This is a genomic window from Paenibacillus aceris (assembly GCF_017874035.1).
GTDB classification, from domain to species: Bacteria; Bacillota; Bacilli; order Paenibacillales; family NBRC-103111; genus Paenibacillus_E; species Paenibacillus_E aceris.
Genome location: NZ_JAGGKV010000024.1, coordinates 16,532 through 33,547, shown reverse-complemented (window position 1 = coordinate 33,547; position 17,016 = coordinate 16,532). Strand labels below are relative to the sequence as shown.

The following is a 17,016-nucleotide window of genomic DNA, read 5'->3' as shown; positions in this document are numbered from 1 at the left end:
TGCAACCTCCTATTCAATGATTACTGCACTACGAGCTCTTCCGAAAGCGGACTTTGACCTAGAATATCCTTAAGACTGTCCCAAATAAAAACTTTTACTTTATATCCGGTCACTTGAGCAGGTAGCGTAAATCCAACGCCTAACGTTTTTGTTTCTCCTGGCTTAAGCTCCGCAATGGATGAAGAAAAGTCGATCATCGTATTGTTTACGTCATACAGAATAAACCATAGGGTTAGCTGCTTCTTGCTCGCCGTCGTATTAACGACTTTCTTTTCAGCAAATATATCCTTCGAAGCTGTAAGTGTATGTACAGAATTTCCACTCGAATCATTGATAATGCCTTGTCCTGCCCAGAAAATGTAGGCCATTGTGTAACTTGTTTTGTTGGTATTACCAGCTAAATCGATGGTAGAAACTTCAATGGAATTATTCCCTTCTTCTAATGTCAGCGGATAGGAGAAAGACTGATTGGCTTCTTGATAGACAGAATCCACTACATTCGCACCATTTAATTTAATGGTTAGGCTGGCCGCTTTACTTAAGGATCCTTCAAGCATATAGACGGCTTCTCTAACAGCTGTTGGCGGCGTTGGAATGCGTATTTCGGGAACGATACTGTCCTGATTAACGGTTGCCTCGACACGATCGAAGAACGTTGATTTATCGCGATTGGCATAAACTTCAAACAAGTTCGCACCTGACACTAAGTCCAGATTCCACTCAAAACTTCCTCCGCCGCTTATAAAACCGCCCATTGGCAGCGTTACGGGAGCTTTATTTTGATATACCGATACATAGACACTTTCGCTCACGGAGCCTGATAATTTATACGTAGATGTGTTCACCCATTCGGTAACTGGATCTAGCTTCAATCCGGTTGTGACTCTTTCAGCCATAACAAAGTAGCCGGCGTTCTTTGAGAGATCAAAATTAGCGTAATCGTTATAGCCCAGCAGCACGGAAGAACCTGCGGCAAAACTCTTTTTATAAATATTGAATGTGTATCCCGAATTCGCACCCGTCATCTTAATAACATCACCGGTGTTGGTCCAGTCGGCTAGCCATGCCGGCAGAGTAGCGTTTTTATCCATTGCCACATATACCGTCGTTTGATCCTTCACATTGAAACCGATAAGCTGATTTTGTACGGGACCGTCAGCACCTAAGGGGTATCTCATCACGTCCTTGTGTGTGGTGACTATGCGATCCATACTTGCATATTTATTAGGAATTGCCTCGAACTGAATGGTGGCGTTATCCAAAAACGGATAGTCCCCTATTTTCGAACCATCTTGCAATTTCCACAAGTATCCATAATAGTTCGCAGACGATGTAAGCTGGTCAATGACACTGGTATCCGTTGTCGGTACAGGTGTTGTTGCATATGGCGTGCCGTCAAATTCCGTTATTGTACTTTCAAAATCTCTTGGAACCCCATTATTGTATACACCGGATTCATCACGGGTAACAACAGACAAGCCTAATGTATAAGTCTGGCCGTTTACTAGGGGTGTGGATGCTAATTTTGCGCTATCGTAAAATGCGTTAATATCTGAAGCCGGGATTAGATTCGTCCCCGTATAATCCTTAAAAAATGTGGTAGCATTCCCAATCGGTCTCCAATTCGACTCACCCTTCACCTTAATTCGAAGCCGATACTTTGAAGCGTAGGCATAGTGCTCCGATGTCCACATAACCCTTGAGTTGCGTGATCCGGAAGAAACGATTTTCGGAGCCGGCGGCTCTGGCATGAATGGAGAATGAGTCACTTTAACGCCGCGAATCCAAAGATCCCCTGAGGTACCGGGTGCTGCAATAACTAATCTCTTCAGATTATAAATGGGAAGACTTTTGTTCATATTGTTCCGGGCTTGTACAATGTTACCGTCGTAGTATAAGCTGTATTTTTGGGAAACTGTATTAAAATCCAATCTTATGGTATGCCATTCGCCTAATTGATACTGACCTAACGAACCTGATGGCGCTGTCGATAAGAGGTATCCCAAACCTTTGTCAGCCGTCACGCCTGCGCCAACCAAAAATGTCGTTCCGGATGAAGGGAAAAATTGAATGATGCGGTCATCTTTTTTAGTGCCTGTTTGCATGAAAGTAATTTCCGTTGAGATCGTTCCCGTGTAAGGCTCTCCGAAGGTTTTACTGATTTGAAATTCATTTCTTAATGCTCCATCCGTTACAATACCGTTAGCTTTAAGATGAAGAGCACGAGTCCCCGTATAGGGATCCGCTTCGATCACGGCAGAAGCCGTGCCTGAAGTATAGGAGGAATAATCAAACCCCAGATCGGAACCCGTTAATCCGAGAGGCGTAGTGGTGAAATCCTTATCAAAAACCGAAACGGGTTCATAGGTATTGTCCATGACTGAGGAACTGCCACTTTCCGCTGATACCGTTGGAACGTTATCAGGGCAAACCATAAGCACGTTGAAAAGCAGCGCTAAGCATAACACTAGCGCAATCTGATTACCCTTTTTACGCAAGGCAATAGACACCTCCATTGAATATTTTCATCTGACCAGTTTAAGATAACCTGTTCTAACGATTTGGACGATAAGCTGATCCTCCCTTCTTTATACGAATGACAAAGTCATCCCCCCCTTCACAAAAGTTAAGAGCGCAATATACGTTGATCAGCAGCAAATATTCAGCGGATTTGGTAACGTTTTCATGAATGTTAAGGTTTTGTATTCTACTGTAGTCTTGAAGTCTTATGGCAGACAAAGGCAGGGGGAGCTGAGAGCAGCACTTGTGGTGTTAGATCTAAGGAGGAAAAATCGGTAGAAAATAGTCCGGATTTTATCTAAAGATACTATAAGTTTAAAAAATAATCATAGGGGATTCCTTCCACAATTACAGACGATCCGATCAATTATTATGGCTGCTTCTCGGCGCAAAATGGGAACGAGACGGCTTTCAGGCCCTCTCGGCCGGGCTCGGGGGGTTCCGACTGTGAGAGGGCCTTTTCGGCTTTCTCGCTGGAGATTTCGCGGGATTGCGGCTACTTTTCAGCAAGAGACGGCCGCGAAGCGGCCTTTTCGCCTCTCTTCTGGGAAATCACTCTATTTTGAAATCATTAAGAACTCGTTTGAATTTCTTTCAACTTAACGCATTCGACTTGTTCATCCTGCGCCATTTTTTCATCCACTCTGAGAAAGGAATACCCTCTAGATAAGACTTCATCTATAAATTCATTCAGCGCCTCCAACATGAATGTGGGAGCATTCCGATCTGCTCCAAAGGTTTGACCGCTATCATGAAGAACGATAACCGCGCCACCCTTTAACTTGGACAGCAGCCGCTGTTTAATTTTTTGTTTGCCGCCGGAGCTTCTCCAATCGCCTACGATAACCGACCAAAGAATCAAGCGAAAGTTTTTCATCAGAAGAAAATCGAAGATGTTGATAATTCCCCATGGAGGCCGGTAATAGATAGGTCTTTCACCAATAATGCGATAAATCACATTGACTGTGTTGTTTACTTGCAATCGGACTCTCTTGGGAGTCATCAAGGCGTTCGCCCCATGTACATAATTGTGAACACCAACGAGATGTCCTTCATGATGCATTCGTTTGATAAGTTCAGGATATTGCTTTGCCTTCAAACCAAGGACAAAAAAGGTCGCTTTTACATTATGCTGCTTCAATAAATCAAGCAAACGTGGCGTATACTCCGGATCCGGTCCATCATCAAAAGTCAGAGCGATCGAATGCGCGGCTGTTCCCTTCTTATAAACTCCGATACCAAAGAGTCTGATCATCATCGTTGGAATAATGGTATAGACGAACAATGCGATGACAATAAAAATAAATATCCGCTCCATAATCTTCCCCCTCATCGATAGAAATAAATCTTGCTTTACCTCTCAGGAGTACTTCCTTACTTTATTGCCTCTATTATTAACTTCTTTTGCTTCAAAAATTACTTCTACGGATGCATACGCGGATTCTTTAGGATGGAATTGTTTTGTATTTTCTCTCATTCGTTGAAGAAGTTTTGCATCATGAAGCAATTGTGATAAAAGTAATGTAAGATCACAAGCTGTTTCTGCTTGAATCGCTACACCTGAACCAACCAAAAATTGCGCATTATCCTGTTCTTGACCGGGAATTGGCTTATAAAGAAGCATAGGCAATTCCATGGCAATCGCCTCAAAAGTCGTAACGCCCCCTGGTTTTGTAATCATAAGATCGGAAACCGCCATTAATTCATGAACATAATTAATATATCCGGTAAGATGAATGCGATGTTTGGAACTCTTCCGTTTTTCACTCAGCTGCATACGGAGTTTTTCGTTATTTCCGCAAACAATGATGAATTGTACAGGTAGTGACAAGGCATCGAACGCTTGGATGGTGGAGCTGCCTTCTCCAATCATGCCACATCCGCCTCCCATTACTAATACGGTATGCATACGAGGATCTAAACCATGCTTCTCTGCTAGTAACTCCCGATTAAAGGACTGTGAAAATTGCGATCGAATAGGAATTCCTGTATCCGCAATCCGCGCCTCTTCAACGCCTAAGTCAATCAAAGAATCACGAACATTTCTCGAGCCGACGATATATTGATCCGTATAAGGATAAATCCAGGAACTATGGTCCGTATGATCGGTAATGGTCGTCACTGTAGGAATATCGGTTAAACCATATGATTTCAATTTTGACATCACGCCGGCTGCCAAAGGGAACGTGCTAACTACAACCGTTGGTTGTACTTCATTGATCAATTTCATCATCCGTCCGATGCCTGAAGAAAAAATGGTCTTTATCATATTCGACAATGAGTTCTCTCGCCGCGTTTTCTGATAAAGATAACCATAAACCTGAGGGAATGTTTTCACGCCTTGGAGGTAAACGAACCGGCTTAAATGATTCACATAGGGATGGACCCATTCCATAAAATCAATAATGACAGGCTCCGAATCTGGATATCGAACTCGCATCGCATCATGCAGGGCTTGGGCAACTTGAATATGGCCATCTCCGTAATTACCGGTAAGGATCAAAACTTTATGTTTATTTACGATTTTCATTGATCTCAACTCCTTTAATTGTGTTATACATGTTTGGTGCGGACAACCACCGATACACAAGTTCTACCCCTTTAAATAAACACTCAACCAATAATATGGCGGCTGCCACGTCCATGATGACATGTTGTTTGATAAACAAAGTCGCAAGGATAATGGAGGTTGAGCACAATCCGATGATCCACTGGATCCACGCGTTTTTCCACGAACTGTTACGAATGGCTCGAATCATTAAATAACTGCTCATGACGTGAATGCTCGGAAAACTATTGTATGGATGGTCGATCTGATATACATAATGAAGTAGATCAGATATCCAATCATGGCCCATGATCTCCGGGCGTACCGGCCCTTCCGTTTGAAAAAAATAATAAACGAGAAAACAGACCAGTAACCCAAGGTCAAAAACAAGGATCGTTTTGAATGCAAGCCTGCGATCTTTGAAACAGAGGTAAATTAACGTGATTGCCAAATAACCTATCCAAGCAATGTAGGGAAGCACAAAAATTTTTACAACTGGAATAGCTTTATCAAAATCCGTAACAAGCGTATGAACACCATTCTCGGGTGTATTTAAATAAGGATAAATCATCATGATAGCCGGTATACTTAGCAGAAAACTAAATAACCCAGCTAATTTCCATTTGTCATCCATTGTCTACGTCCTCCTCGTCTGAATGTAATGTTACCTGAAAGTTCTTAAGGAAAAATGACAATGCCTCTGAAGAATTTCTTAAAAGTCTAGAACGAACTTCAGAAACTCTTAAGAAAATACGTTCTTTTTTCTTAAGAGAAGTAGAGTACACTGTAAGCACAGAAAGGAGTGCTTTCAATGGCACAAGAAACCATTCTCATTATTGATGATGAAAAGGAAATTCGGAATTTAGTGGGGATATACCTAACGAATGAAGGATACAATATCCTTAAAGCAGCAGATGGACTAGAGGGGTTAGCTTACCTTGAAAATGAAACCGTTCATTTGGTGATTTTAGACATCATGATGCCGCGCATGGATGGCATTCAGGCGTGTATGAAAATCAGAGAAAGTAAAAATGTTCCGATTATCATGTTAACCGCCAAATCACAGGATATGGACAAAATCATGGGTTTGACTACCGGTGCGGATGATTATGTAACAAAACCTTTTCAACCATTGGAATTAGTGGCAAGAGTGAAATCTCAACTTCGCCGTTATCTCCGTTTGAATCAAATGAATGGAAACCTGCAAACCAATACATCCGAAAAGATGGATGTTATTTCCATAGATGATCTATGCATCAACGTCACAACGCACGACGTCACGGTAGAAGGCAGAGAAATCAAATTGACACCACGGGAGTTTGCCATATTAGAACTTTTGGCTCGAAACCCTGGTGTTGTGTTCAATACGGAGAAAATCTATGAACGCGTATGGAATGAACCCTTCTATGAGTCGGAAAACACCGTCATGGTCCACATTCGAAATATACGTGAAAAACTTGAAGACAACTCAAGATCCCCACGATATATAAAAACGGTGTGGGGGGTCGGCTATAAAATTGAACTATAAGAAACTGCCCTTAAGAATCCTCCATCAAATGAGAGCTAGCCTCCGAGTTCAGATGATACTAGCTTTTATATGCTGTATGCTTGTTTCCGTGCTGATCGATCTCGCCTCTGCTCCTTTATTTGCCCATAAAGAACGCAGATTGGATTTTACCGAGGGGATTGTCACGATTGATGAGAGCGGAAGAGATTTAGTTAAGCGTTTTAATCAAATGAATCAAGATATCAATGGGTTAGTGAAACAATTGGGGAACGAAGATCCTGCGTTCAAGAATAAGTTTCTCAACCGCCCGCTTCCCTCGTTAACTGGTAACGATGAGTGGATAACGGTTCCAAGCGATGGGGATTCTGTTTATCACTTAACAAGAAATGAGATCATTCAATTCCTACTCAATATACCGAAACAACAAAATAATCTCAATGCAGTCATGACGGATTCGGATGGTAAAGTTCTTTACAACTCGGATGGAGTGACTGACACTCAAGTTGATATTCCGAATGCGATGGCCGAAGCCAAAAAGCCCTTTTTTAACCAAGACCAAGGCAAGCATCCTAAAGTTACAAGGCTTTATACGATGACGATGAATGGTGGAACTGCCTATTGTATCGTACGAGGTTCCCCGCAACCCACCGTTGTATATGTGAATGAATCCGAAATTCCTCCCATTTTGCTTGGAGTCGTTACGTTTTTTATTTGTTTTTACTTCATTACGAAGCGCAAAATGAAAGAATTTGAAGAGATTGCTTTAGGTTTAATGGAAATAGCGACGGGGAATTTAAAATTTAGGATTCGAGAAAAAAGTAAAGATGAGCTGGGTTCTCTTGCAGCCAATATTAATTTCATGGCTTCGGAATTGGACCAAATGATCGAGAGGGAAAGACAGGCAGAAAAATTAAAAGATGAGCTTATTACCAATGTTTCGCATGACTTGCGTACACCTTTAACCTCGATCATGGGTTATATGAGACTTGTGAAAGATCATCAGTATAAGAGTAAAGCCCAATTAGATGAATATGTGGATATCGCTTACGGGAAGTCCGAACAATTGAAAAAATTAATTGAGGATTTATTCGATTTTACGCGATTAAATTATGAGGGAGTACAGCTCAAAAAAGAAAAAGTCAGCCTTAATCAAATGCTGAGACAGCTAACTGAAGAACTGGATCCTATTGCGAAGGAAAGCAATGTTACATTTATTAAAGATCTCCCTAAAGAACCAATCATCATGGAGGTCGATCCCAACCAAATGGTTCGGGCATTCGAGAATGTGTTAACCAATGCGATCAAATATAGTACACACCCTGGAACCATTCATATACAAATTGTTAATCATAAACATTCCGTTCAAATTACAGTGTCAAATCCATGTGAAGCTCTATCCGAAGACGAGGTTAATCGATTGTTTGACCGATTTTACCGAGTGGATACCTCGCGTTCTTCCAGCAAGTCCGGTGCAGGGTTAGGATTAGCGATAACCAAAAGCATTATCGATTTGCATCAGGGAACCATACATGTGGATTATGAAAATCAAGTCATCCGATTAACGATTACTTTGCCTTTCCATGTATGACAAAGGAGCTTGCATCGGCTAGCTCCTTGTTTTGATTTTGCCGACGCAAGCATGTCTGTTACCGTGTTACCGTCAGCGGTGAAATCGTCCAAGCCGTCGATACACCGCTTAGGCCGATACGGCCATGAAGAAACGCATTCGGGTCCGTCCATGTCAAGAGAGGCTCGTTGGTGAGGAAAAGGGATATCCCCATCACGGCTTGCTGCCCGGAGAATAGCCATAATAATTGCGATAAGCTCGTGAGAACGAATACAGACTCGGATAGCCGACCGTATAAGCGACCTCTGTTATATTCCGATCTCCTAATAAGATCAACGCTGCTGCCTTTTCCATTCTAAGCCGGTACAGATAGCGGTTAGGTGCTAGGCCTATCATTTTCTTGAAAATATCCGAGAAGTAAGATCGGTGTACCCCCGCCGCCTCGGCAACCTCCTTGATGCTGATTCCTTCCATATAATGCAATTGCATAAAATCAAGTGATCTCTTCAGCCACGGTATGTCAGGCACGCTGCCTTCGGCATCGCTATGCGTCTTTCCCTCTTTCATAAGCACGGCAAAAATAGCGTATAGCTTTTCCTGCAGATCTAATGAAAAGCCGATAGCCTGGACTCCGTCAGGTTGATCCGAGATATAATCAAGCAATGCATATAGTTTAGTCCAAACTTCCCTGCTGCATCTTCCACGCAGAATAGGATTGAACTGGGTTAATCCTAGCGATTCAAGCAAAGGTGCAGCCTGAGGTCCTTGAAAAGCAATCCAGATAAGCTTTAGGGTCTTTTCCGGTTCGTAGATACGGTATGTATAGGATTCATCCGGGAAGAAGCAGCAAATATCGCCACGATGGAGAATCGCTTCCCGATCCTCATATTGCAGCAGCAATTGACCTTCAACTACGAAATGAAGGCTGTAGCATTCGATTCTTTTAGGTCCCACCTGATAGTTTGGTTTGGCAACGTTATGCCCAAGGCGGAGACACCACAAACCACTCATTTTTACAAACTCACTCGGGTTCAAATACAGCTGTTGGGCATATTCGTGGGCAAGTTCCTGCATGTGTTTTTTCTCCTTAAAACTTGGTTATTACTCACAACACTTCCACTCCATCATATTCCTTTTACTTTTTCATCTCAAGATCGACTTAATCGACTGAACCTAACTCAACCTAACAAAATGTTAAACGAATCTGAAATTGTGATATTTCCAATCTCCCTCAGGGAGCTTATTCTTATTGTAGAAACATGATTATTGGAGGAATAACCGGATGAAGAAACCTAATATATTGTTAATTACCAGCGATCAGCAGCATTGGAATACGCTAGGTGCTTTTAATTCAGAAATTAAGACACCGAATCTGGATCGTCTGGTGAAGGAAGGAACTACATTTACACGCTCATATTGTCCGAACCCCACTTGTACCCCGACAAGGGCTTCTATTATTACCGGTATGTACCCAAGTCAGCATGGAGCATGGACACTCGGCACTAAGCTGTTAGAAAATGTTCATACCGTCGGTGAAGATTTTCATGAAGCCGGTTACCATTCTGCTCTCGTAGGCAAAGCTCATTTTCAGCCGCTAGCATCTACGGAGCAATATCCTTCTCTCGAGGCTTATCCGGTCTTGCAGGATCTTGATTTCTGGAAGGAAAATAACGGGCCTTTTTACGGCTTTGATCACGTAGAGTTAGCACGTAATCATACGAATGAGTCACACGTCGGCCAACATTATGCACTATGGATGGAAGAAAAGGGCTGCTTGAACTGGCGCGACTATTTCCTGCCGCCAACAGGCACGATGGACCGCTCCATTCTCCATAAATGGCCTATCCCGGAAAAATACCACTACAATACCTGGATTGCAGAAAGGACGAACGCTCTTCTGGAGCAATATAAAGAAGACGATCAAAGTTTCTTCCTCTGGTCCAGTTTCTTTGATCCACATCCGGATTATTTGGTCCCTGAACCGTGGGATACGATGTATGACCCGAAGCAACTGACCATTCCAGTCGTTACTCCCGGTGAGCATGATCAAAATCCGCCCCATTTTCATTTAACGCAAATGGAGCAACCGGATTTTGCACCCTGGAAGGAAGGCGAGTTTGGGATACATGGCTATCATTCCCATTCGGTGTTATATTCCGAGCATGACCGCAAACAACTGGTAGCAACCTACTACGGCATGATCAGTCTGATGGACAAATACATTGGGAATATCCTAAACAAGCTTGATGAGCTGGGGCTTGCAGATAATACAATCGTTGTATTTACTACAGATCATGGGCATTTCTTTGGTCAACATGGCCTTCAGGCCAAAGGAGGCTTTCATTACGAAGACTTGATCAAAATTCCATTTATCGTCCGGTTTCCTGGTAAAGTTCCTGCTGGGGCAACCTCGCCCGCCATCCAGTCATTGGTAGATTTGGCCCCTACCTTTTTATCTTTATGCGGCATCTCGATTCCCCACAACATGACAGGATTGGATCAGTCACAAGTATGGTGCGGTCAGAAGAGCCAGGCCAGAGATCATGCCATCTGCGAGTTTCTTCATACGCCAACGACAATTCATCAAAAAACATATGTTGATGAAAGATATAAAATTACCGTGTACTATAACCAAACTTATGGTGAAATCTTTGATTTGCAAGAGGATCCGGGCGAAATCCGCAATTTATGGGATAAGCCTGAGTACCAAACCTTAAAATCGGAGCTTTTGTTGAAATATATATGGGCAGAACTAGGCAAAGAGTCTATGGGCATGCCTCGAGTCTGGCATGCATGAAGATATTGAATAAACCACGAGGAACAATGGAGCTATATAAGGTTGAACGTTAGCGGAAACTGGCTTCTGAAGATGCTTGAAGCTTACCAACTGCTGTCCCATGTCGTAACGCAGGAACGCGGGTTGGAACGTTTGTTTAGAGAGGCTATTGAGAGCGCTAAGCAAAAATCAGTAGAGGACACGCAAACAGAGCTTCAGATCATCCTTATGCGAATTATCGTTAGTCTCTCCGAAACTTTGCGTAAAAGAGGGGATGCTTTAACCTCAACGGTTCAAGCGATTAAGCAATTTTTGGATAACAGTATCTTTCGAAAAACATTGATGAAGCTGCCAGCCATTTAGCGCGGCAGCCTCTTCTAATTTCGCTCTTCATTCGATTAATCTACAACAATCCTGTCACCTTTACTATTCGGTTGAGAAATCACCAAAAATTCAACTTCATCCTGTGACTTATTAAACATTTGATGTGGCGTTAGCGGGGGAACCTCGATTCCCTCCTGCTGATGTAATACAATCTCTTTATCCCCCACTTCCAAAGTCGCTGTACCCGATAGGACAAAGAAGAATTGCCGGGCATTTTGATGATAATGCTTTACTTCCGATGTGTTTATCGGCATTCGTTCATGAATAATGCTTAAGTTTTCACCTTTAACTAAATGCCAACCATCACAAATGTCTCCCCAAATGTAGTGTTCAGCGTTATGCTTGCTTACTTTCATTGCAGTAACTCCCTTCATCTAACGTTTATATCAATATCGAATTATTATACAAATTCATGAATAATAATTCAATGCACTCGAAGTCCTGGCACTTATAGCTAGCAAAACAAATACAACCTGCTCTCAAGAGGGCAGGCTGAATTTGTATAAAGGCTTTTAAGTCGATGGAATGATTCGAATATCCTTATCCAAATTGGAGAGCATCAGGAAATTGCGATTGAAAGTAAAGATACGTTTGACCTGATAATAGGACATGGTCACAGCAGTGAATGCTTCGCTGAGCGAGAAACGGAGCTCAGGTCTGTCCATAAGCAGTCTGCGCGATTCCCCCTCAAATTCGGGACCGCTGGTAATGACCGTCAACTTGCCTTTACTCACGGCTTTATCAATAGCATTCAGAAAATATCCTGCCAGCTCATAGCTGTATTCATTGCGAAGCCATTCGTGAAGATCAAATATGATGGAGTTGGTCGTCAAATAATTACGCTCAAGATCATGCAAATCCAGAAACAGGGAACGGGCTTTCGCATAATAAGGGTCTTCAGGGTTCATTAAAGCGGCTAAAGCTGTTTCATCCAGAAAAATTGCATTCTGAACGTTCAAGTGATTATCCATCGTCGGCACTCCTTAATCCTCTAATTTGCAAATACCATCCAAATACAGAAGCGGGTTATCTTCCTTTTGATCCACTGAGATGGGGGCTGATTCGTGGGGGGCGCTTGTCAGGTATTGGACAATGATTCCATTGACGATCGCTTCCACGGTCGTATGCTGCATATCGGCGATTGCTTTCAGCTCATAATAGTATTGCGGATTGATTTCTATGATGCCTTCTTCTGGTTCTTCATTTCTTGAAGAAATGAATTCGGAAGCGGTAGACTTTGCTTTTTCGAATTGATTTTGAATGAAGCGTTTGTAATTATTCGCCATCGTGATTCACTCCTTATGCATAGCTCATATAAGGATTCGTCGATTTTTGTCGATTTCAGGGGGTGCTGTCGGGAGGAAAAGCAGCTGCCATAGACAAGAGATCAATCCTATGCTGACGCAAAAAAACGAGAGACAAATGTCTCCCGTTTCTTCTCTATAGCTATTTAGGCAAATAAATGCTGTCCCAAATAATTACCTTTGGTTGTTACACCAGGAAGAACCGCAAAATATCCTCCACCTGTAGTCGTCGTGTAAGATAACATCTGATCGGGCATTTTGGGGTTTGTTAAACGCTTTTGAATAGACTCAAACTGTGTTTGTAAATTTCTATTAAAACATACAAATAGCAGCCCGGCATTCATTCTTCCCACGCTATCCAGATTCTCCATGAAGTTATAGCCCCGGCGAAGAATCCGTTCACGCTCCGATTTCTCCCCATCTCTTGGATTCGAGAGTCGTATATGGGAATCTAAAGCTGTTTTATCTCCTTTAGAATCTAAGGCAAAATTAGGTTGATCAAATTCATTTTTACCGTCCATCGGAGCACCTGAAACCTTTTGACGACCAATAATTTCTTCCTGATTGGAAAATGGCTGCTGATCCCATGTCTCGATTCGCATATTAATGCGGCGGACGACCATATAAGTTCCTCCTGCAAGCCATGGGGTTCCGTCAGCACTGTCAATCCAAACGTTATTTTTCATAAAAGCTTCGTCTTTCAGAGCCGGATTGTTCGTACCGTCTTTGAAACCGAACAAATTACGTTTTGTGCCATCAGATTTAATGCCTAACTGGCCGGTTTGCTGCCATCTCAAATGCGCAACGCCACGTGCCGCTTTAGCCAAATTCCGAATGGCATGGAAGCATACCATAGGATCGTCGGAGCAAGCTTGGACGACAATATCCCCGTGTGTCAACTGGTCCTGCAGAGAGTCTTTGTGGAAAATTGGCATCTCTGTGAGACCTTGAGGCTTGCGCGAGCGAAGTCCGTAGCGATCTTTTCCCTCTTTATCAAAAAGGGTACTGCCGACAGCAAAGGTTAGCGTGAGCTTGCCGGTAGCCAGTCCGATTTGTTCGCCAGTATCTACTGGAGGAAATTTGCCCTCTTGAGGCTCGGCTGCTAACGGTTTTCCGTCCATTAAGGTAGCTGCCATTTCCGTCCAGGTCTTGAATAATTCCTGTAATTGCTGCCGATCATCTGTGGTTACATCAAATGCTGCAACATTTGCAAAGTTTTGCTGCGGAGTTATGACACCGGCTTGATGGGTACCGTAGAAAGATATCGTTTCAGCCTTGCCTTCATCAGTAGCCTCTTGATTTGTTACAGGAGTAATTAGCTCATGCTGCTGCTCCTTGCCAATAAAATCTCCTAGAATCAATCCAGCAGCACCTGCAGCAGTCATCCCTAGAAATGTACGACGATTTATTTTATCTCCCATAGCGATGTCTTACTCCCTTCTGGATTATTGCCCTAGTGTTCCAGGCATTTTTACAAGCGGTTCTGCTAAGGCTTCCAGCTTATTTTTCAAATCTACTTGCTTCGATTGCTCGATTTTCGCGAAATCGTTCCAGGTCGTTCCCACTGGAGATAGGGTGTTCATAGCTTCGATAACGCTCGATAGGCTTTTGCTAATTTTATCGTCAAGCGCAGCATCTTTCTTCTTTAATTCTACTTTTACAAGATCATAAATCTGCTGAGCGCCTTCTACATTTGCTCTAATAACAGGAACCGTTGCGCCGCTCCAACGCTCTTCTTCACCTGTAATCTTCGAGGTCTGTGCCTCTTCCATCAGTTCGCCTACACCAGTAACAAAATCTGTTGCTTCGATGTTAGTTGCAGCAATACTTTGTTGCATTTTCTTACCGTCTTCCAGCAATCTAACTGCAAATGGTTCAGCGTCTTTTACTGCTTTTTGCACAAATAATAAGTTCTCAATGCGATGGTAACCTGTAAATTCAGGATCTTTTTCATCTTTAAAGTCGTCTACGCGCGCATCCATCACTCCATCAAGCTCTTTGAATTTTTCGATGACAGGCTCGATTCTTTCATAAGGCATCCGCGATGCAACATAGGCTTCCTGCGCTTTTTTCAAATCGCCGCTCTTCACAGCCGCGTTCAATTGTTCCAAAAGTGTGACCATTTGATTGCCTTGGTCTTGTACGTATTTATTATAAGCTTTTGTTGCCTCTTGCAGAGCTTGCGAACCTGAAATCGCCGCGTCGTTTACTGCACCTTTATTTTCATTTAAGGAAGCGCTCAGCTCTGTTAATGCACCTTTCAATCCGTCATTTAATTGGCCCAAAATCGCAAAGTCAAGCTTATCTTGTGTTAATCCCGCTTCTAACGGCGTCAAAAACTTCTCAACTTTCACATACAATTCAGGGTATTTCAGTTTAACTTCATCTTCAAAGGTAGCCCAGTCAACTACTAAGGAAGAAGATACCTTTTTAGAATCCGTCACCTGCTTTTGATCTAATTGTCCTTTCAAGCCATCAATAGACTTTAGAAAAGCTGCTGCGCCTTCTTTCGCAGGCACTTTCGTTACATTCGGTGTCGGGCTTGCCACGGGAGCTGCGGCAGTTGTTGCTGATGGTGTCGTTGCCCCTTTGCTGCATCCTACTGCTACAAGTGCGATAGCTGCTGTTAAAATGATTAATTGTTTGCGTTTATTCATAGGATAAACCTCCAAATTTTAGTTTTCTTTTATAATCAAAGATGCTTTTCTGAGTTGCATCGTTTTACGTGCATCCGTTAGAACCGCAATAAGCGCACAGATGAGAAGAACAAACTGAGGAATTGCACTTTCAAGCGTTGGATACAAGGCAAGGAACTCCAAACTCGGTACCCACGAAGCCGTTGTCGCAGGTAAGTAACCCGCCAGCTGCAAGCCATGTACGCCCATGCCAGCAAATTTAAAGCAGAGATAAAAAACGAACACACTTGAGATTAGGAAGAATGGGCGCATCGGCACCTTCATTCCGATCTTCAAAATCAAGAAAGCAACAACAATCAATATCCCAACCCCGATTAGAATGCCGCCTAGCAAAGAGGATATCGAGATCGAAGATGCCATCCCAATCATGAAAAGGGCTGTTTCCGTCCCTTCGCGGAAAACGGCTAGAAAAGCCAACAAACTCAGTGAAAATAGGCTGCCTGTGGCTAATGCTTTGACGCTTTGATTACGTATGTACTGCTGCCAATTGGAAATATTAGATTTGCTGTGAAGCCAGTAACTCATATATGCCAACATGAGTGCTGCAAATATCCCGGTACAACCTGCAATTAGGAAGTTGTTGTTACCAAAAGCACTTGTGGAAAATAATTGTTGAACGATAATGCCTAGCAGAATACTAACGAATAGTCCTCCGCCTACACCATACCAGATCCAACGCTTCTTATCCGCATGGCCTGACTTGGTCAGAAAGCCTAGCAAAGCAATAATGACAAGCAGGGCTTCCAGTCCTTCTCTTAACAAAATGGTTGTGGCATCAAGCATGGTGTAGCTTGTTTTACCTGCTAGTGGTCCGAGAGCTTCATGCATGCGCTCCACTGTCATCGCAGCTTCTTTGGCTTTAACGGGTTCTGCGCTCAGCAATGCATAGGCGGTGACCATGTCTCTTTCCATTAAGGAATATACCGCTGAAGACTGCGTTAAGACGATACTTTCGATGTCAAGCCAAGAACTCCGAAGCTTCTGAACGTTGGCTTTTGCTCCTTCATAATCGCTTTGCTTCAATTGCTCTTGCGTTGTTTCCAGCAAAGTAACCAGGGAGGCAATCGTGACCTTCTCTGTGCTTTGGGCCACTTGTCCGAATGCACCCAGCTTCCCGGATATGAAGCTTGCATTTAAATCATGCAGTACTTTCAATGTATCTGTAAGCTTGGTTTGATCAATCGGCTGTTTCAAAGTGGCAAAAGAAACCTCACCCATGGCTTGCTCAATCTTTTGGTAGGCGGCGAGTGAGGTGACTTTAATGCCTTCCTCTATCGTAAGCCAATTTGCTTGAAACTTGTCAAAAAGCTTGGAGGCATCTTCTACCTTGCCGCTCTGGGCTAATTGAATGGCTTGTTGTATGTCCGCGTCGGCCTTTTTCAGATCATCTTCCCCGCTAGCACTTGCCGAGATCGGAATAGACAACATCAAAAGTAGAGCGATCCAACTCATTATCAAAACTTTGCGCATAATCACCACACCTAACTTGAAATTTCCCTTAACAACATGCAATTAACATTGATAATCATTATCGATTCACTCAGTCTATTTTACTCTCCTTAATGAATCTGTCAATTGCAATTTTTACAACGTCGGTCTTGAAAAATTACCCATTTATTATTGAAGCGTTTACATAAAAAAAGACGTCCGAATATGTGAACAAAAATAGCCAGCCAGTTCTGTGAGAAATAGCCATGCCCCTACTAATGGAACC

16 protein-coding genes are annotated in these 17,016 nt (G+C 42.9%); 4 read left to right on the top strand and 12 right to left on the bottom strand.

Translation table 11 applies throughout. The features are described from left to right. Positions 1–20 precede the first annotated feature (20 nt). The 4 genes from J2Z65_RS28950 to J2Z65_RS28935 all read right to left on the bottom strand — a co-directional run bounded on the left by J2Z65_RS28950 (position 21) and on the right by J2Z65_RS28935 (position 5,702). Positions 21–2,498, bottom strand: coding sequence for a hypothetical protein (locus J2Z65_RS28950; protein WP_167055409.1), 2,478 nt, complete (start codon positions 2,496–2,498; stop codon positions 21–23). A gap of 593 nt (positions 2,499–3,091) precedes the next feature. Next, positions 3,092–3,838 carry a polysaccharide deacetylase family protein gene (locus J2Z65_RS28945; protein ID WP_167055406.1) on the bottom strand — a complete coding sequence of 249 codons (747 nt, stop codon included), beginning with the start codon at positions 3,836–3,838 and terminating at the stop codon, positions 3,092–3,094. A gap of 42 nt (positions 3,839–3,880) precedes the next feature. Next, positions 3,881–5,050, bottom strand: a complete 1,170-nt coding sequence (locus tag J2Z65_RS28940) for an MGDG synthase family glycosyltransferase (RefSeq protein ID WP_167055404.1) — start codon at positions 5,048–5,050, stop codon at positions 3,881–3,883. Beyond that, positions 5,034–5,702 carry a phosphatase PAP2 family protein gene (locus tag J2Z65_RS28935; RefSeq protein ID WP_167055401.1) on the bottom strand — a complete coding sequence of 223 codons (669 nt, stop codon included), beginning with the start codon at positions 5,700–5,702 and terminating at the stop codon, positions 5,034–5,036. Before J2Z65_RS28935 ends, J2Z65_RS28940 begins: the two co-directional genes overlap by 17 nt. Before the next feature lie 177 nt (positions 5,703–5,879). Between J2Z65_RS28935 and J2Z65_RS28930 the strand changes: the two genes are divergently transcribed. Continuing rightward, complete coding sequence (locus J2Z65_RS28930; RefSeq protein WP_167055398.1) at positions 5,880–6,596, top strand: response regulator transcription factor; 717 nt, start codon at positions 5,880–5,882, stop codon at positions 6,594–6,596. Next, a complete protein-coding gene (locus J2Z65_RS28925; protein WP_167055395.1) occupies positions 6,586–8,163 on the top strand; it encodes a sensor histidine kinase in 1,578 nt (525 codons plus the stop codon). The genes J2Z65_RS28930 and J2Z65_RS28925 overlap by 11 nt, the downstream gene beginning before the upstream one ends. 58 nt (positions 8,164–8,221) lie before the next feature. Here J2Z65_RS28925 and J2Z65_RS35815 read toward each other — a convergent pair whose 3' ends face one another. After that, positions 8,222–8,356: a hypothetical protein gene (locus tag J2Z65_RS35815; RefSeq protein WP_275691017.1), complete on the bottom strand. Its 135-nt coding sequence runs from the start codon at positions 8,354–8,356 to the stop codon at positions 8,222–8,224. Continuing rightward, positions 8,356–9,216 carry an AraC family transcriptional regulator gene (locus J2Z65_RS28920; RefSeq protein WP_167055392.1) on the bottom strand — a complete coding sequence of 287 codons (861 nt, stop codon included), beginning with the start codon at positions 9,214–9,216 and terminating at the stop codon, positions 8,356–8,358. Before J2Z65_RS28920 ends, J2Z65_RS35815 begins: the two co-directional genes overlap by 1 nt. Positions 9,217–9,424: 208 nt before the next feature. Here J2Z65_RS28920 and J2Z65_RS28915 point away from each other — a divergent pair, with 208 nt between their 5' ends. Further along, complete coding sequence (locus J2Z65_RS28915; protein WP_167055390.1) at positions 9,425–10,939, top strand: sulfatase family protein; 1,515 nt, start codon at positions 9,425–9,427, stop codon at positions 10,937–10,939. Positions 10,940–10,981: 42 nt separating this feature from the next. Then, the gene (locus tag J2Z65_RS28910) at positions 10,982–11,281 is read left to right on the top strand and encodes a hypothetical protein (protein ID WP_167055387.1); all 300 of its coding nucleotides are present in this window, start codon (positions 10,982–10,984) and stop codon (positions 11,279–11,281) included. A 35-nt stretch (positions 11,282–11,316) separates the two neighbouring features. Here the strand turns inward: J2Z65_RS28910 and J2Z65_RS28905 are convergent, their stop codons facing one another. From J2Z65_RS28905 to J2Z65_RS28880, 6 genes are all read right to left on the bottom strand, one after another. Then, a complete protein-coding gene (locus J2Z65_RS28905) occupies positions 11,317–11,658 on the bottom strand; it encodes a cupin domain-containing protein (RefSeq protein WP_167055384.1) in 342 nt (113 codons plus the stop codon). A 156-nt stretch (positions 11,659–11,814) separates the two neighbouring features. After that, positions 11,815–12,273 (bottom strand): hypothetical protein, encoded by a 459-nt coding sequence (locus J2Z65_RS28900; RefSeq protein WP_167055381.1) that lies wholly within the window; start codon positions 12,271–12,273, stop codon positions 11,815–11,817. Positions 12,274–12,285: 12 nt separating this feature from the next. Beyond that, positions 12,286–12,588: a hypothetical protein gene (locus tag J2Z65_RS28895; RefSeq protein WP_167055378.1), complete on the bottom strand. Its 303-nt coding sequence runs from the start codon at positions 12,586–12,588 to the stop codon at positions 12,286–12,288. 164 nt (positions 12,589–12,752) lie between these two features. After that, positions 12,753–14,027 carry an iron uptake transporter deferrochelatase/peroxidase subunit gene (gene efeB / locus J2Z65_RS28890; RefSeq protein WP_167055375.1) on the bottom strand — a complete coding sequence of 425 codons (1,275 nt, stop codon included), beginning with the start codon at positions 14,025–14,027 and terminating at the stop codon, positions 12,753–12,755. Positions 14,028–14,051: 24 nt separating this feature from the next. Further along, positions 14,052–15,263: an EfeM/EfeO family lipoprotein gene (locus J2Z65_RS28885; protein ID WP_167055372.1), complete on the bottom strand. Its 1,212-nt coding sequence runs from the start codon at positions 15,261–15,263 to the stop codon at positions 14,052–14,054. Between the two features lie 18 nt (positions 15,264–15,281). Then, the gene (locus tag J2Z65_RS28880) at positions 15,282–16,772 is read right to left on the bottom strand and encodes an FTR1 family iron permease (RefSeq protein WP_167055369.1); all 1,491 of its coding nucleotides are present in this window, start codon (positions 16,770–16,772) and stop codon (positions 15,282–15,284) included. Positions 16,773–17,016: the final 244 nt, after the last annotated feature.

Coding starts and splice junctions, on each gene's coding strand:
- J2Z65_RS28940 (WP_167055404.1), bottom strand. CDS start 5,050: ATGAAAATCGTAAATAAACATAAAGTTTTGATCCTTACCGGTAATTAC.
- J2Z65_RS28935 (WP_167055401.1), bottom strand. CDS start 5,702: ATGGATGACAAATGGAAATTAGCTGGGTTATTTAGTTTTCTGCTAAGT.
- J2Z65_RS28945 (WP_167055406.1), bottom strand. CDS start 3,838: ATGGAGCGGATATTTATTTTTATTGTCATCGCATTGTTCGTCTATACC.
- efeB (WP_167055375.1), bottom strand. CDS start 14,027: ATGGGAGATAAAATAAATCGTCGTACATTTCTAGGGATGACTGCTGCA.
- J2Z65_RS28905 (WP_167055384.1), bottom strand. CDS start 11,658: ATGAAAGTAAGCAAGCATAACGCTGAACACTACATTTGGGGAGACATT.
- J2Z65_RS28885 (WP_167055372.1), bottom strand. CDS start 15,263: ATGAATAAACGCAAACAATTAATCATTTTAACAGCAGCTATCGCACTT.
- J2Z65_RS28880 (WP_167055369.1), bottom strand. CDS start 16,772: ATGCGCAAAGTTTTGATAATGAGTTGGATCGCTCTACTTTTGATGTTG.
- J2Z65_RS28930 (WP_167055398.1), top strand. CDS start 5,880: ATGGCACAAGAAACCATTCTCATTATTGATGATGAAAAGGAAATTCGG.
- J2Z65_RS28895 (WP_167055378.1), bottom strand. CDS start 12,588: ATGGCGAATAATTACAAACGCTTCATTCAAAATCAATTCGAAAAAGCA.
- J2Z65_RS28915 (WP_167055390.1), top strand. CDS start 9,425: ATGAAGAAACCTAATATATTGTTAATTACCAGCGATCAGCAGCATTGG.
- J2Z65_RS28900 (WP_167055381.1), bottom strand. CDS start 12,273: ATGGATAATCACTTGAACGTTCAGAATGCAATTTTTCTGGATGAAACA.
- J2Z65_RS35815 (WP_275691017.1), bottom strand. CDS start 8,356: ATGGGGATATCCCTTTTCCTCACCAACGAGCCTCTCTTGACATGGACG.
- J2Z65_RS28920 (WP_167055392.1), bottom strand. CDS start 9,216: ATGCAGGAACTTGCCCACGAATATGCCCAACAGCTGTATTTGAACCCG.